10 protein-coding genes are annotated in these 15985 nt (G+C 36.9%); 9 read left to right on the top strand and 1 reads right to left on the bottom strand.

Features of this window, described 5'->3' with window-relative positions:
- Positions 1–13 precede the first annotated feature (13 nt).
- From rplQ to alaS, 5 genes are all read left to right on the top strand, one after another.
- Positions 14–442, top strand: a complete 429-nt coding sequence (gene rplQ / locus ACFINW_RS03605) for a 50S ribosomal protein L17 (protein WP_375640511.1) — start codon at positions 14–16, stop codon at positions 440–442.
- 267 nt (positions 443–709) lie between these two features.
- Positions 710–2104: a DegQ family serine endoprotease gene (locus tag ACFINW_RS03600; protein ID WP_375621432.1), complete on the top strand. Its 1395-nt coding sequence runs from the start codon at positions 710–712 to the stop codon at positions 2102–2104.
- Positions 2105–2112: 8 nt separating this feature from the next.
- Positions 2113–3438 carry a replication-associated recombination protein A gene (locus ACFINW_RS03595; RefSeq protein WP_375630110.1) on the top strand — a complete coding sequence of 442 codons (1326 nt, stop codon included), beginning with the start codon at positions 2113–2115 and terminating at the stop codon, positions 3436–3438.
- 988 nt (positions 3439–4426) lie between these two features.
- Positions 4427–5470 carry a recombinase RecA gene (recA, locus tag ACFINW_RS03590; protein WP_273791424.1) on the top strand — a complete coding sequence of 348 codons (1044 nt, stop codon included), beginning with the start codon at positions 4427–4429 and terminating at the stop codon, positions 5468–5470.
- Positions 5471–5675: 205 nt separating this feature from the next.
- Positions 5676–8342, top strand: coding sequence for an alanine--tRNA ligase (gene alaS, locus ACFINW_RS03585; protein ID WP_375621430.1), 2667 nt, complete (start codon positions 5676–5678; stop codon positions 8340–8342).
- 1253 nt (positions 8343–9595) lie between these two features.
- Here alaS and ACFINW_RS03580 read toward each other — a convergent pair.
- Positions 9596–11377, bottom strand: coding sequence for a glucan ABC transporter ATP-binding protein/ permease (locus ACFINW_RS03580; protein WP_375621429.1), 1782 nt, complete (start codon positions 11375–11377; stop codon positions 9596–9598).
- A 206-nt stretch (positions 11378–11583) separates the two neighbouring features.
- On the opposite strand from ACFINW_RS03580, the gene ACFINW_RS03575 reads away from it, so the two are divergent.
- The 4 genes from ACFINW_RS03575 to ACFINW_RS03560 all read left to right on the top strand — a co-directional run bounded on the left by ACFINW_RS03575 (position 11584) and on the right by ACFINW_RS03560 (position 15953).
- Entirely contained in the window at positions 11584–12567 is a 984-nt protein-coding gene (locus ACFINW_RS03575) for an RluA family pseudouridine synthase (RefSeq protein WP_375640506.1), read from the top strand.
- A gap of 795 nt (positions 12568–13362) precedes the next feature.
- Entirely contained in the window at positions 13363–14382 is a 1020-nt protein-coding gene (locus ACFINW_RS03570) for an ATP-binding cassette domain-containing protein (RefSeq protein ID WP_375621427.1), read from the top strand.
- Positions 14357–15181, top strand: coding sequence for an ABC-2 family transporter protein (locus ACFINW_RS03565; RefSeq protein ID WP_375621426.1), 825 nt, complete (start codon positions 14357–14359; stop codon positions 15179–15181). Before ACFINW_RS03570 ends, ACFINW_RS03565 begins: the two co-directional genes overlap by 26 nt.
- Positions 15165–15953 carry an ABC-2 family transporter protein gene (locus ACFINW_RS03560; RefSeq protein ID WP_375630113.1) on the top strand — a complete coding sequence of 263 codons (789 nt, stop codon included), beginning with the start codon at positions 15165–15167 and terminating at the stop codon, positions 15951–15953. The genes ACFINW_RS03565 and ACFINW_RS03560 overlap by 17 nt, the downstream gene beginning before the upstream one ends.
- The last annotated feature ends 32 nt before the right edge of the window (positions 15954–15985 follow it).

Here is a 15985-nt window from a genome sequence, read left to right as displayed (position 1 = left end):
AAGGAGAGGGCTTATGCGCCATAGTAAGTCAGGACGCAAGTTGAACCGTACTGCCAGTCACCGTAAAGCGATGTTTGCAAATATGGCAACTTCGTTGATCGAGCATGAGCAGATTGTGACAACGCTTCCAAAGGCTAAAGAAATTCGTCCTATTGTTGAAAAACTCGTTACTCTTGGTAAGCGTGGTGGTTTGCATGCGCGTCGGCAAGCTATTGCAGCACTTCGTGATGCAGGAAAGGTTGCAAAATTATTTGATACGCTTGCGCCACGTTATGCATCACGCAACGGTGGGTATTTGCGTATTATGAAAGCGGGGTTTCGTACCGGTGATAATGCGCCCATGGCTGTTATAGAATTTGTTGATCGTGATGTTGAAGCGAAGGGTGCTGAGGATCGTGCTCGCATGGAAGCTTCTGAGAATGAAAAGGGAACATCTTCGTAGAGTTTTTTATTCTGTTGGATTTTTAAAGGCCGCCTTGTCTTGGGCGGTTTTTTTGTGAGCATTTTTAAGTTTGTTTTAGTTGAGAAATAGGTGCAGAGAGAAAATTATAGAATATTGAATTATCTTATTTTTATAATATTTATTGTTTAAATAGGTTGTTTTTATTCTCTATTATGAAATATTAATAGAGGTCCTTAATTTGCGGGGATACGTTTTTTTATTCTATTAATCTTCAACAGAATGTGCTGATTTTATAAGGAGTGGATTATGAGGTATTCTTTTTGGGTGCGGATTTTTTTTGCAATTATGATGCAGATATCATTTGATCATGTATATGCTCATGTTCCTCAAACACAAACAGAAATCACTCTTTCATTTGCTCCTTTAGTTAAAAAGACAGTTCCATCTGTTGTAAATATTTATGCAGCTCGACAAATTAGAGCTCGATCACCTTTTGAAGGCGATCCATTTTTTGAGCAATTTTTTGGTCGTTTTCAAAATAAATTTCCTGTTCGTAAGCAATCGTCATTAGGATCAGGGGTGATTGTTGATGCACGTGGTTTGATCGTTACAAATTACCACGTCATTAAAGATGCAAGCGAAATTAAAGTGGCTTTTTCTGATGGACGGGAGTTTGAGAGTAAGGTCGTGCTCAAAGATGAAGCAACTGATATTGCCATTCTTGAAGTTAAGGAAAAAGATGCTCAATTTCCGGTTCTTTCTTTGGGAAATTCTGATGCTGTTGAAGTTGGTGATCTTGTTCTTGCTATTGGTAATCCTTTTGGTGTTGGTCAAACAGTTACAAGTGGTATTGTTTCAGCGCAAGCGCGTACACGTGTTGGGGTTTCTGATTTTGACTTTTTTATTCAAACAGACGCAGCCATTAATCCAGGGAATTCTGGTGGCGCTTTAATTGATATGAAAGGTCAGTTAATCGGAATTAATACGGCTATTTATTCGCGTTCCGGTGGTTCTGTAGGGATTGGTTTTGCTATTCCAGTTAATCTTGTAAAAGTGATGCTTGATACTGTTAAACGCGGTGGAAAATATTTTGTGCCGCCTTATATTGGGGCTTCTTTTCAAAATGTTACAGCTGATATTGCTGGTGGTTTAGGTTTAGAACGTCCCTATGGTGCTCTGATTATTGAAGTTATCAAAGATAGTCCTGCTGAAAAAGCTGGATTGAAAGTAGGTGATGTTATTTTGAGTGTGCAGGGGGTACGCGTTGACAGTCCAGATAGTCTTGGTTATCGTTTGATGACAGCTGACGTTGAGCATAGTCTTGCTTTGGAATATTTACGAAGTGGAAAAACTTTAAAAACACAAATAACAGTTTCATCGATATCAGAAACTGCATTTTTAAAATCTGAAAAAATTACGGGTGACAGTCCTCTTGCTGGTGCTGAAGTGTTAGATTTGACACCGCAAAATAGTCGACGTTTTCATCTTCCTATATCTGCAAAAGGGGTTGTGATTACCAATCTTGATAAAATGAGCAATGCAGCTGGAATTTTTCAGTCAGGAGATATTCTACGTGTTGTAAATGGCCATAAAATTCAAACAGTTCATCAGTTGAAAAAGGTTCTTATGCAAGGTCGCTCAAATATGTGGCAATTGGAATATGAACGTGATGGTATGTATATTCGCCAATTTATTCGTTGAGGTTTTTTTTGAAGAAAGATTTTTTTACTTCGTCGTTTGATTTTCAAGTTAATAAAAATCAGCCACTTGCAGAAAGAATGCGTCCTTGTTCTCTCAATGATGTTGTGGGACAAAAGCATTTGATTGGAGAGGATGGTTTGCTTTCACGTATGGCGGCAACAGGCTCAATTGGATCGATGATTTTTTGGGGACCTCCAGGGACGGGAAAAACGACTGTTGCACGTTTGTTAGCCCTTGAAACAAATTTCGTGTTTGAACAGGTTTCTGCTATTTTTACAGGAGTTTCTGAACTTAAAAAGATTTTTGAAGTTGCGCAGAGGCGTTTTATATCTGGGGATAAAACACTTCTCTTTGTTGATGAAATTCATCGGTTTAATCGTGCACAGCAGGATAGTTTTCTTTCTGTAATGGAAGAGGGTACTGTGGTACTTATAGGTGCAACAACCGAAAATCCTTCTTTTGAGCTGAATGCTGCCCTTCTTTCGCGTGCACGTGTTTTAACATTTCTTTCTCATGATCATGAAAGTTTGGACATGCTTTTGAGGCGTGCTGAAGAAGTGGAGGGAAAAACTCTTCCCTTGGATAATGATGCCAGAGACGTTTTGATAGAGATGTCTGATGGTGATGCGCGGGTTGCGTTAACATTGGCAGAGGAAGTTTGGTCTATTGCACCATTGGGAGAGATTCTTGATGTTGTTGCTTTGCAAAAAGTTATTCAGCGTCGTGCGCCTATTTATGATAAAGGACGAGATGGGCATTATAATCTCATTTCAGCGTTGCATAAATCCGTTCGTGGATCTGATCCTGATGCTGCGCTTTATTATTTGGCACGTATGTTGGATGCTGGTGAAGATCCTCTCTATATTGGGCGAAGATTGGTTCGTATGGCCGTTGAAGATGTTGGTTTGGCGGATCCTCAAGCTCTTGTCATTTGTAATGCAGCAAAAGATGCCTATGATTATTTAGGATCACCAGAAGGAGAATTGGCCTTGGCGCAAGCATGTCTTTATGTTGCAACTGCGCCAAAGTCAAATGCAGCATATCTTGCGTATAAAGCAGCACTGCGTTGTGCGCGCAAAAATGGCTCTTTACCACCTCCTAAGCATATTCTTAATGCGCCTACGAAATTTATGAAGGAAGAAGGGTATGGAAGTGGTTATTGTTATGACCATGATGAACCAGACGCTTTTTCAGGACAAGAATATTTTCCCGAAAAACTTGGGCGTCAGAGTTATTATAAACCAGTTGAGCGTGGTTTTGAGCGTGAAATTGTGAAACGTCTTGAGTGGTGGCAACAGTTGCGCAAAAAACGTAAAGATCAAAATAAAATTTGAGTTGAAATACGTTTTTTATTGATCTTGGATTTATTATTTTATCTCTTATGTTATTGTATGAGAAATTTAGCTTATATTTTAAACATTTATTGCATTGCTTGTAGAGATTTTTTTTGATATTTTCAAAAGTGCATGTTTTTTCAAATTTAAATATGTCATTCAACTTTTAAGCTGCTGTATTTTTTTTGGTTTTTATTAAATAATATATTGACTTATAATGATGATTGACTGTTTCGTAAGTTGAATGAAAGTTTCAAATACCGTAAATTTCTCTCATCCCAAGTCTGTTATTTGTTGAAGCAATCAAGTTATTCGCTTGCATGTTACAAGCAGGATTAGCGTGTGATAAAAACTGTACAAGAAAAGACTAAAAATCCCTCTTATGAATTGTCTCAAGTGCCGAGAGCTGTTGCAATATTGGAGGATGATAAATAGTGTGATGGTGCCGGCTTGCTCCTTCTATAGAGTAAAGATGGTGGTGCCTAAAGGGTTTTGCAGTATACCACATTCATAGGTGTTGTCACAAAATGAGCTTGGAAGTTTTGAGAGATGTTTCTTAAATCAAGTGCATGAATATGCAACACAATAGCGTTTTGTTCTTCGATGCAATAGGGTATGAGGTTGATTGATGATGCGTTTTTTGTGTGATCAATAGCGGGAGAATTCTTAGTCTCTCAAGTATTTAATCAAAGGGATAAGCAGAAGGGTTGTAGAACATTGTGTTTAAAATTAAATTGTTCCTTTTCTAGAGAGATATAAATATGTTAACTATGCTCCCATAGAGATATTACTTTATTGGAGTTTATTATGTGTCATAAGATAAGCAATGCCAATTCTTTATTGTGATGGTCATGAATGTTTATGGACATAATGTGGAGATAGGAATGGAAATAGTCTGTGAAACTCTAAACTCAAACCTTTAGTTAAATTAAAAGTACAGTGTACACTAAAGTTTTAGGTTATTATGAATTCGGTCAAGGATATAATCGTGGATAAAACAAAAGCTCTCGATGCTGCTCTCTCACAAATTGAACGTTCTTTTGGTAAAGGCTCGATTATGCGTCTTGGGCAAAAAGAGCAAGTTGTTGAAATTGAAACAATTCCAACAGGATCGTTATCCTTGGATATTGCTTTAGGGATTGGTGGATTACCGAAGGGGCGTATTGTTGAGATTTATGGACCAGAAAGTTCTGGGAAAACGACATTGGCTCTCCATGCTATTGCTGAGGCACAGAAAGGTGGTGGGATTTGTGCTTTTATTGATGCAGAGCATGCGCTTGATCCTATTTATGCGCGTAAGCTTGGTGTTGATTTAGAAAACTTGTTCATTTCTCAGCCAGATACCGGTGAACAGGCATTGGAAATTACAGAAACGTTGGTTCGTTCTGGTGCCGTTGATGTGCTTGTTGTGGATTCTGTCGCAGCTTTAACACCGCGAGCAGAAATTGACGGTGAAATGGGTGATGCTTTGCCCGGATTGCAAGCTCGGTTAATGAGTAAAGCGTTACGAAAATTAACCGCAGCAATTTTTCGCTCTAACTGTATGGTTGTTTTTATTAATCAAATTCGCATGAAAATTGGTGTGATGTTTGGTTCTCCTGAAACGACAACGGGTGGAAACGCTTTAAAGTTTTATGCTTCTGTTCGTTTAGATATTCGTCGCATTGGATCCATTAAAGATAGGGATTCAATCGTTGGTAATCAGACGCGCGTTAAAGTGGTGAAAAATAAATTGGCACCTCCATTCAAACAGGTTGAGTTTGATATTATTTATGGTGAAGGTATTTCCAAAGTAGGTGAGTTGATTGATTTGGGTGTCAAGGTTGGTGTTGTGGAAAAATCTGGTGCATGGTTTTCTTATAATTCTCAGCGTTTAGGGCAGGGGCGTGAGAATGCAAAGCAGTTTTTACGTGAACATGTGGAAATAGCTACAGAGATTGAAGCAGCTTTGCGCCAAAATGCTGGTTTGATTGCGATTGAATTGTTAGAAAATGCAGGGTCAGAAAATATAGAAAGTGATGAAGCCATTTGATGGGGCGTTTTTTTCGTCTATAATTTTTTTTCTTTAAGATTTTCCTGTTTTTTTGTTTGAGTTTTTAAATACGCAGTCATTTTTTTCTCAATTTTTTAAAACAAATATTCCATTTTTGATTAAATTGACTCCATGCGTGGCGAAGAGGATTTAATGAGGGGGATTTTTCTTTTATGGTTTTGTGCTGTATTGAGCAGGTGTCAACATGAATAGTGTTAATAATATTCGGTCAACATTTTTGGATTATTTTCATCGTAATGGGCATAAAGTTCTTTCTTCTAGTCCGCTTGTTCCGCGGAATGATCCTACACTTATGTTTACAAATGCAGGGATGGTGCAGTTTAAAAATGTTTTTACTGGACTTGAACAACCTTCTTATACGCAGGCAACAACGGCACAAAAATGTGTTCGTGCGGGTGGAAAGCATAATGATCTTGATAATGTTGGTTATACGGCGCGCCATCATACATTTTTTGAAATGTTGGGTAATTTTTCTTTCGGTGATTATTTCAAAGAAGAAGCCATTTTTTTATCATGGAATCTTTTAACAAAGGAATTTTGCCTGCCAAAAGATAAATTGTTGGTGACAGTTTATCAGAGTGATGATGTTGCTGCTGAACTGTGGCGTAAAATTTCAGGTCTTCCAGATGAAAAAATTGTTCGTATTGCGACGGCTGATAATTTTTGGTCGATGGGAGAAACAGGACCTTGTGGGCCTTGTTCGGAGATTTTTTATGATCATGGTGATGAAATATGGGGCGGTCCTCCTGGAAGTGCTAATGAAGATGGGGATCGCTTTATTGAGATTTGGAATCTTGTTTTTATGCAGTATGAGCAAGTTTCCAAGGAAGAACGTGTTAACTTACCTCACCCTTCTATTGATACAGGCATGGGATTAGAGCGTATTGCTGCTGTTTTACAGGGCGTTCATGATAATTATGACATTGATCTTTTTCGTGCATTAATTGCTGCATCAGAAGAAATTACAGGGATTGAGGCAAAGGGTGATTTTATTGCCAGCCATCGTGTCATTGCTGATCATCTTCGCTCATCTGCATTTTTGATTGCTGATGGTGTGCTTCCTTCTAATGAAGGAAGAGGATATGTTTTACGTCGTATTATGCGTCGTGCTATGCGTCATGCGCATCTTCTTGGTGCTAAAGAGCCCTTAATGTGGCGACTTTTGACTGCTTTAATTCGCGAAATGGGACAAGCTTATCCTGAGTTGACACGTGCTGAATCTTTGATTTCAGAAACTTTAAGGTTAGAAGAAATACGTTTTCGTAAAACGCTTGAACGAGGACTTGGTTTGTTGAACGAAGCAAGTACCGATCTTAAAGAAGGAGACTATTTGAATGGTGAAGTTGCTTTCAAACTTTATGATACCTATGGTTTTCCGCTTGATTTGACGCAAGATGTTCTTCGTCGTCGCGGAATATCTGTTGACGTTGGTGCTTTTGATAAAGCGATGGAACGCCAAAAAGAGGAAGCACGTGCCAATTGGTCTGGTTCTGGAGAAGCTGTAACAGAGAAAATCTGGTTTTCTGTTCGTGATCAAGTGGGGGCCACAGAGTTTTTAGGTTATGAAACTGAGACAGCGAAAGGTATTCTTACAGCTCTTGTATGTGATGGTAAAATTGTTGATCATATTTCTTCAGATCAGAAAGCTATGCTTGTTGTTAATCAGACACCTTTTTATGGTGAATCTGGTGGGCAAATTGGTGATAGCGGTATCATTTCTGGTGAAAATTTTATTTTTAAGGTGCATGATACCCAAAGAAAGGGTGATGGTGTTTTTATCCATATTGGGGAGGTGAAATCTGGTCAGGCATCGAGGTCTGATTGTGTAGAATTAACGGTTGATATTGTTCGTCGTAAGAAAATTCGCGCGAATCACTCTGCTACTCATTTGTTACACGAAGCTTTACGCCAAACATTGGGGGATCATGTTACTCAAAAGGGTTCTCTTGTATCGCCAGATCGGTTGCGTTTTGATTTTTCCCATCCAAAATCCGTTTCACCAAAAGAGTTGAAAAAAATAGAAGATTTAGCAAATGAGATTATTTTGCAAAATAGTAAAGTAATAACGCGCCTCATGGCTGTAGATGATGCCATTTCTGAAGGAGCCATGGCATTGTTTGGTGAAAAATATGGTGATGAAGTTCGCGTTGTTTCTATGGGGGAGCCACTTGAACAGGAAAGATTAAAAAAGCGTTGGTCAATTGAGCTTTGTGGAGGGACACATGTGGAGCGAACAGGTGATATTGGTTTAATTCATATTGTTTCTGAAAGTTCTGTTTCAGCTGGAGTGCGGCGTATTGAAGCTTTAACAGGCAAAGAAGCACGTCTTTATCTTAGCCGCCAAGATGAACGTATTCATGAAATCGCTGATCTTTTAAAAACTTCTTCTGCTGGTGTGGAAGAACGGGTGCGAATTTTGCTTGATGATCGTCGTAAACTTGAAAAAGAATTGAATGATGTACGCAAGAAAATGATGTTGAGTGGTGGAGTAACAGAAAGGAGCCAAGATGATATTATCATCATCAATGGGTTTTCTTTTACCGGACGCGTTGTTAAAAATATTTTACCACGGGATCTTAAGGCGCTCGTCGATTCTGAGAAAAAACAAATTGGATCTGGAGTGGTTGCTTTTATTAGTGTCTCGGAGGATGGAAAAGGGAGTGCTGTTGTCGGTGTTACGGATGATTTAACGGATAAATTAAATGCTGTAGATCTCGTTCGTATTCTTTCAGCGATGCTTGGTGGTAAAGGTGGAGGTGGCCGTCCTGATATGGCGCAGGCTGGTGGTCCTGAGGGGAACAAAGCTGATGAGGCATTTGCGGCACTAAAAGATTTTCTTGAAAAAAATTAAAGAATGAAATTATTCTGCATAGGTATTTTTCACATTGTTATATTTGGTTGGCATCTATGTATCATGAATATCTGTCTGGTGTATTTCTGAAATGCAGATACAGCGTAATTGGGGAAAATACAATTGTAAAGATAAAGACAGTGTTTGTCTTTATCACCACTTTATCATTTGGCTTTATAGCTTCCAAGCGTTTCAGGAGTCACCTTTTTAAGATAAGATAGATTATGCAGCACTTCATGCTTTACTGTGTATTCTTTTACTAGGAAGACTAGTTATTGTGTTGCTCTTATAGATTTTTTGAAGAAACATCTCTTTTTATGAAAGGAAAAATACAAGATTTATTGCATACGATTATCCTTATAAAGTTATAAGCTATCATTATTCTATTAGTTTTCAAATGAATAAAATCTCTTTTCTTGAAAAGGCTTATAAAAGAGTTGTTGTATCTTAGAGCTATTGTGTTGTTTTTATTTTGCTTGTTATGTACAAGAAAACAGTTTTTTGGTTTATTATTAAAAGGTTTGGAAAAGAATATTCTCCTATCTTTATAAATCTTTATTTCAAGTTATAAAGTAATGAATTATCAATATAAATCAAATGAATATCACATAAATCTAAAGATTTAGATTAACATCTAATTTATTTATGATAAAATTGCTTTAATATATTGAATTATAATGATAATTTATCGTTTTATCTTTTGAATAAGAGCTACGAATATTCGTAGGGTTTTATTATTTCAAATTCTGTGTATGTTAAATTAATCAAAACCACTCACGAATGTCGTTGTGAAATGGGCTTAAGAGCATTGAGAAATGTTTCTTAAAAAAAGTTATATGAATGTGCAAAACAATGATGTTCTGTTCTTTATGAGAGGACTATAAAGAAAGTGATAAACAAAAGTGCAACGCAATACATAATATTCATTATTTAAAAGATATTACTTTAGTTCGTTTTGAAATTCGTAAAGCTGAGTGAAAGGAAGACGGTAAAACTGGAAATTGTTTTTACCTTTACATTTTCCCTAAATGAGAATGTATACTCGTCAGTATGCACAGATATAGGAAAATATTTTTGTTCTAATCTAGTAAAATTGCAATAGCAGAGAAAATACTAAACTGTTTTAATATTTTTCTTAAATACCTAAAATGGATTGTGGCATTTTTAGAAATCTTTTTACTTGTATCATATATAAGAACTCTTATTGTATTGAAGAGGCATTTTTTGCATAAGATCTATGAAGAGTATCGTTTTTATGAAGCTATGGCTTCATGTAAGGGAATAACATTTTCTCCTTCTCTTTCTGGTGGTTTGATTGTTAAACCACTTGCCTTTAAAAAATTAGAGAAACGTCCCCCTTTATCGATCAATTCTTGAAAGTTTCCTTTTTCCATTAAGTGACCATGATCCAGAAAGAGTATCACATCAGCATTGCGTACTGTTGAGAGGCGATGTGCTATAATAAAAGTAGTACGGTTATGGCTTATGCAATCGAGAGCATCTTTGACACGTGCTTCTGTTTCAACATCAAGAGCGCTTGTTGCTTCATCTAGAATGAGAATAGGGGCATTTTTTAAAACAGCGCGTGCAATTGCTAGTCGCTGTTTTTCTCCACCGGATAATTGAGATCCTCGTTCGCCCACCATTGTGTTATAACAATCAGCTTTTTTTAGAATAAAATCGTGAGCTTCTGCTATTTTTGCTGCTTCATAAAGTTCTTCATTCGTTGCGCTCGCTTTTCCTATTGAAATATTGTCATGAATAGTACGGTTAAAAAGACCCGAGTCTTGAAATACTGTTGCTAGAGATTTGCGTAAAGATTCGCGATTGATTGAGCATATATTTATTCCATCAATGGAGATATGCCCAAGGGTAGGGTCGTATACGCGCTGTAACAGATTGATCAATGTTGTTTTTCCAGCCCCTGTTGGTCCTACAATTGCAACAGTTTGTCCTGCTTTAACCTCAAAGGAAATATCAAAAACACCTTGAGAAGAATTTGGGAATTGATAGGTCACGTGATGAAATTGTATGGCGCCTTTAACATTTTGGAGGGAAGGAAGATTTTGCGGTTCGTTAATATGAAAGGTTGAGTCTTCCATTTCAAAAAATTCTTGCAGTTTTGCTTGTGAGGATATTGCACAATTAATAAAATTGCTCATTTGGTCTAGGCGGCTAATCATGAGTTGTGCAAATCCAACAAAAGCAACGACTTCACCTACTCGTAATTGATCTTTTGCAACAAAAAAAGCTCCAAGGAGAAGAACACAAACGATTGAAATTGTTGAAGCCATTCGATTTAAGCCACTGGCGAGCGCCCACCAATTGAGAACAGGATTTTGTGCTTTAAGCAGAGCATTTGTATGTTGATGTAGTGTAGAAGCTTCTTCTTTTATTCGGTTATAACTTTGTACAATGGAAACATTAGAGATTGAATCACTGACATGTTTAAAAAGGTTATGATGATAGCATTCTACAGCGGCTTGTCCGTCTTTTGTTTTTCGCATCACTAAACGTGCAATTAATACATAGGTGATGGCAAGCACAACCAAGACTATTGAAAGACGCCAATTCATATTAAACGCTATGGGGATGAGAACCAATAAGGCGACAAGCGTTGAGAGATGTTGGCGCATAAAATCAAGCCATATGGTTGACATGGAATCTATTGCGCGCAAAAGTGTATGGAGTGCGTTGGAAGTTCCACGTTGTTGATGCCAAATTAAAGGCATAGCAATGATACGTTCGAAAGATTCCGTTAAAACCGTTAAGCGGCGTCTATGGGCTAAGCGGTCAGCACCGCGAGCAACAAGGACATAAGCAATAATATGTGAAAGTCCAAAACAAACCCAAATGGTAAGAGTAGGAATGATAGCTGATTTTTCTGAAATAGAATCAATAACACGTCCGAATAAAATAGGTTCTGCAATAGTGATAATAGCTAACATAACATTAGCGGTACAGATTAAAAGGGATGCATTTTTTTCTCTATTTAGGTAAGTGAGAACACGTGCATAGGTTTTAAATAAGGACACGGTTAATTATCTCCATTCGCTATTAAGCGTAAAGGCTGTTGATTTTTACAACGCTTAGTTTTTAGCTAATAAAATTTGGACGTTAAGAAAAGGCAATTTTGGATACTAACTGTAATATGGTGTGATAAAACCAACTAAAATATGAATTTTTGTGTTTATAAAGGCGCAAAAATAGATCAATAAAATTATCAGGTAAGGGAATTTTCATGGCAGGCATAGAAATAAAAAAAGTTGAGGCAGATGAAAATGGAATGCGCTTAGATCGCTGGTTTAAAGTGCATTATCCAGGACTTGGTTTTGGAGCTTTGCAAAAATTGTTGCGTTCTGGTCAGATACGGGTTGATAGTGGACGTGTTAAAGCCGATACGCGTCTTTGTATAGGACAGGCTGTTCGTATTCCACCTCTCCCTATTAATGACAAGGAAAGTCTTTCAATAACGGATAAAACACTTCGTGGGCAGGATGATGGGACCGTTTTGAAAAAAATGCTGCTTTATGAAGATCCAAAGGTATTTGTTTTTAATAAACCAGCTGGGTTGGCTGTACAAGGAGGCTCTGGTTTAACTCGTCATATGGATAGTATGCTTGAGGTATGGCGCAATAAAAAAGGTGAAAAGCCGCGTTTGGTTCATCGTCTTGATCGTGAGACGTCGGGTGTGCTTATTGTTGCGCGATCAAGGGGAGCTGCTCAGTTCTTAACTGCTGCTTTTAGAGCGCGAGAAACAAAAAAGACTTATTGGGCGTTGGTTCGGGGTGTGCCTAAAAAAAAGCAAGACAAAATTTCAACGTGGATGGTTAAGGAAATGACTGCACAAGGTGACAAAATGCGTGTTTGTGAACATGGGGAGCCAGATTCACATCATGCGGTTTCCTACTATCGCGTTTTAGATACGCGAGGGCGGGCTCTTTCGTGGCTTGAAATGGAACCCTATACAGGGAGAACACATCAGCTTCGTGTGCATGCAGCCCATATGGATCATCCTATCATTGGCGATACAAAGTATTTTTTTTCTGATAGTAATTGGACATTACCAAGAGGAATTCAAAATCGTCTTCATCTTCATGCACGTCGTATTCGTATTCCGCATCCTTCAGGAGGAATATTGGACATTGTTGCACCTTTACCACCTCATATGGTCCAAAGTTTTAATCTTTTATCTTTTAATGAGAGTGATGCTGAAACCGACTAAACAAACTTCATTTGTTCTTTTTGATTGATACAAATTTTGTCTATAAATTTGATAAGATGAATAGGGCATCATTTGAAGAAAGTTTTTGATAAGTCAATCGCTATGAGAAAATTGTGTTTTTGAGTGATGAAATTTTCGAATATCATGGCTTTCTTTCTACAGTTCTTTATCCATAATTGATTGTATTGTTATTTTTGGATATGGTGTATCATTTAATAATCTGAGTTTATGAAGCTGCTTCTTTGAATTATCTATAGAGGTCATATATTGGGAAGGCGTGTCTGTTGAGGGAGATGAGTTAGATAAAATCTGAAAGATATTTACTAAAATAGAGAAAGCGATTTTAGTTTTTTCATGGGAGATAAAGGAGGCATTTTATAGTAATGCTGAGGAAAAGTAGCCTCTCAAAAATTCCTGTTGTCAAGGAAGTTTGTTTTATTATCAATGTGGTTTGATATGCTTATAGTATAGATTTATGCTTTTTGTATCTTTGCTTACACAATGAAGCTTTCTTAGCAAAGTTCTCCTTTCAATGAGCAATTATTTTTCTACTTACTTAGTTTATCCAAAAGACTATCTTTCATAAAAGAAGAAATAAGTTTTTAGTATCTTAATGCTGCATTGAAGTGAACTCATCACATTGAAAAAATATCTAGACAAAAATTGGAGATAAAACGTCAGGCGCGTTTTATTGCTCTAAGGAGGGCTTGAACACTTTTGTTTTTTTAGTGAACAAAACAGATATTTATTATGGAAACATTCAAAGGGGAGATAAGTTGAAATGAGGAGTGATTGATGGGATCATTATTGATTGACGTTAATAACGTCTCAAAAATATATCGCAACATTGACAGAGGAATTGGTTTTAAAAACAAGGTCTTTTCTCTCTTCAAGCCGGTTTATACAAATCATCATGTGTTAAAAGATATGAGTTTTACCCTCTTTTCAGGGCAATCGTTAGCAATTCTTGGCCCTAACGGAGCGGGTAAATCGACACTGATTAAAATACTTTCTGGTATACAATACGCTGATGAGGGATGTGTTAAAGTCCTTGGTGTTGATCCTTATAAAGCGAAGAAAAATCTGTTCAAGTCTTTGGGTGTGGTCTTTGGTCACAAGAATTGTTTATGGTGGGATTTGCCCTTACGCTACAGTTTGGATATGGTTCAACCATTATATGGTCTTGAACGCGCCTCTTTTACCCGTGATCTTAAAGAGATCGCTGAGTTGCTGGGTCTTGAGCATATTATGGATAAGCCAGTGCGGATGCTTAGTCTGGGTGAGAGAGTGAAAAGTGAATTGGCATTTAATCTCTCCTTTAAACCTAAACTGTTGTTTCTCGATGAGCCAAGTATTGGTCTTGATATTACATCTAAGCATGAAATCAGGGAGCTTCTTAAAAAACTGAAAAAGGAGCGTGGCACTGGGTATATCATCACAAGTCATGATATGGGAGATATTGATGGATACGTCGATGATATTATTCTTTTGCATAAAGGAAAGAAACAGTTTCATGGTAATCTTCATGCGCTTAAAAGTGTCATTCCTTCTTTGGTGAGAATGACACTTTTTTGTGAACATATGGCTGCACCTTCAGCTGTTGTAGAAAAAATTGATGAGATTGCGTTGAAATTATCTACTCCTTTAAAAGATAAGCACTTTAACGCTGAAGAATGCTCGCTGGAGGTTTCGCTGCCCCGTGAGGATTTTGTGCGTTTTGTACGCGAAATTACAACCGAATTGAACTGTACGTTCTCTGTATCCACTCCCTCGCTTGAAGAGATGCTCCGTGTTAAATTTAAAGAATTTATCTAACCACTGCTTTGGTATGTTTCTTTTTGCCAAGAATGGATTACTCACTGTTCTAAGTGATAGAGCAATGTTTTTTACCGATATTATCATTGGGACACTTTCGCCATTTGTTATTCAACTTCTATTATGGAATGCACTTTTCTCTGATACGGGCAACACCATCAATGGCTTTAGCTTTTATGATATGATGTATTATTATGCTTTTGCTTTAGTCCTAGGTCGCTTAAATAATGGTTATAATGTGATTAAGTTTTTCTCTCATCATGTTAAAGAAGGTCAATTAGAAGTATATCTTACAAAGCCCTTTAGTTATATGACACAAATGCTTTTTACTTTTTTAGGGGAGAGTGTATTATATAGCATCCCGTTATTGGCTCTTTTTGTTGTTAAGCTTGTTTTATCCTATGAAAATATTCTGGGATTGGTCATCGCTTTTCTGTTCTTTTTTCTGGTTGTTATTCTATCACAATTGCTTTGTTTTTTACTCTCTTTTGGAATTGCCTTATTAAGCTTTTGGGTGATTGAGTACAATATATTACTCTCTTTCAGTATTCTCAGTTCAACGCTTCTTGGGGGTGTTCTTTTACCACCATCTTTTTGGCCGGTGTGGCTTATTCCGCTTATGCAATTTAATCCCTATCGTTTCATGATATCAGCTCCTGCCGAGTTTTTCGCGACGCAAAATTTAGCGTTGTTTCAGCAGTTTATTTTCGGAAGTTTTACTTCTATTTTGTGTTTTTTATTCTTAATTTATATTGCTTGGAATAAAGGGATGAAAGCATATAATGGAGCAGGTGGTTGAGATGAAAATAATCCTTCATTTTATCATTTTGAATATCCGCCGACAGATTGTTTATGGTAAGAATTTGGCTGGGGAGTTTATTCTTTCTCTATGCTATTATTTTATTCAATTCATATTTATTGATAGAATATCTTCTTTTTCAGGAAAGATCGGTAACTATAGCAGAGATGAAATCCATTTTATCTTTGTTGTCTTTGTTCTACTTGGAATATTTTTGAATATTTTTACTAATTCTATTGAAACGTTTTTTGAAAAAGTAGCGGATGGTAAAATTGAACCATACTTGATAAAGCCTGTTTCAAGCTGGTTGTTGATGTTGTTTGGTTGGTGTAAATCTCTTAATTTGATCAAGCTCTTTGTTCTTTATGTTAGTGCCTATTTATTTGTATCATTACCGGATATTTCTGATCTTAAGCTCAGATGGATCTCTTTTGTTGTTGCAATATTTTGTGTTTTTATTGTCAATATTTGTTTTTTTCTGATGTTCAATTTTATAACATTTATTATTAGCCGTAAGATGCCTGTCGAATATTTTCATGAAATGATTTACGAGCTTTCATTTGTACCAATAGGAATTTATCCTTTAAGCATCGTAAAATGGCTTTTGTTTATGCTTCCTATGGCTTTTTCTGCTTCCTTGCCTGTGTCATTGTTGCTTGGTAAAGGCGAATGGAATATTGGATATCTTCTGTTGAGCGCTTTTCTTTCCATGGTCATGACTTTCATAAGTTATAAGAAAACAATGCGTAAATTTAATGGATTAGGGGGATGAGATGAAAGTCAGCATGATTATAAAAATAAAAA

The organism is Bartonella sp. AA18HLJMS (genome assembly GCF_042197245.1).
In the GTDB taxonomy this organism is placed as follows: domain Bacteria; phylum Pseudomonadota; class Alphaproteobacteria; order Rhizobiales; family Rhizobiaceae; genus Bartonella.
Note: the sequence above shows the minus strand (reverse complement) of the source record. Positions and strands in the feature narration are given on the sequence as shown.

Bases quoted from the DNA above. Each gene is read 5' to 3' on its own strand.
- rplQ (WP_375640511.1), top strand. From the start codon at position 14: ATGCGCCATAGTAAGTCAGGACGCAAGTTGAACCGTACTGCCAGTCAC.
- ACFINW_RS03600 (WP_375621432.1), top strand. From the start codon at position 710: ATGAGGTATTCTTTTTGGGTGCGGATTTTTTTTGCAATTATGATGCAG.
- alaS (WP_375621430.1), top strand. From the start codon at position 5,676: ATGAATAGTGTTAATAATATTCGGTCAACATTTTTGGATTATTTTCAT.
- ACFINW_RS03575 (WP_375640506.1), top strand. From the start codon at position 11,584: ATGGCAGGCATAGAAATAAAAAAAGTTGAGGCAGATGAAAATGGAATG.
- ACFINW_RS03570 (WP_375621427.1), top strand. From the start codon at position 13,363: ATGGGATCATTATTGATTGACGTTAATAACGTCTCAAAAATATATCGC.
- ACFINW_RS03560 (WP_375630113.1), top strand. From the start codon at position 15,165: ATGGAGCAGGTGGTTGAGATGAAAATAATCCTTCATTTTATCATTTTG.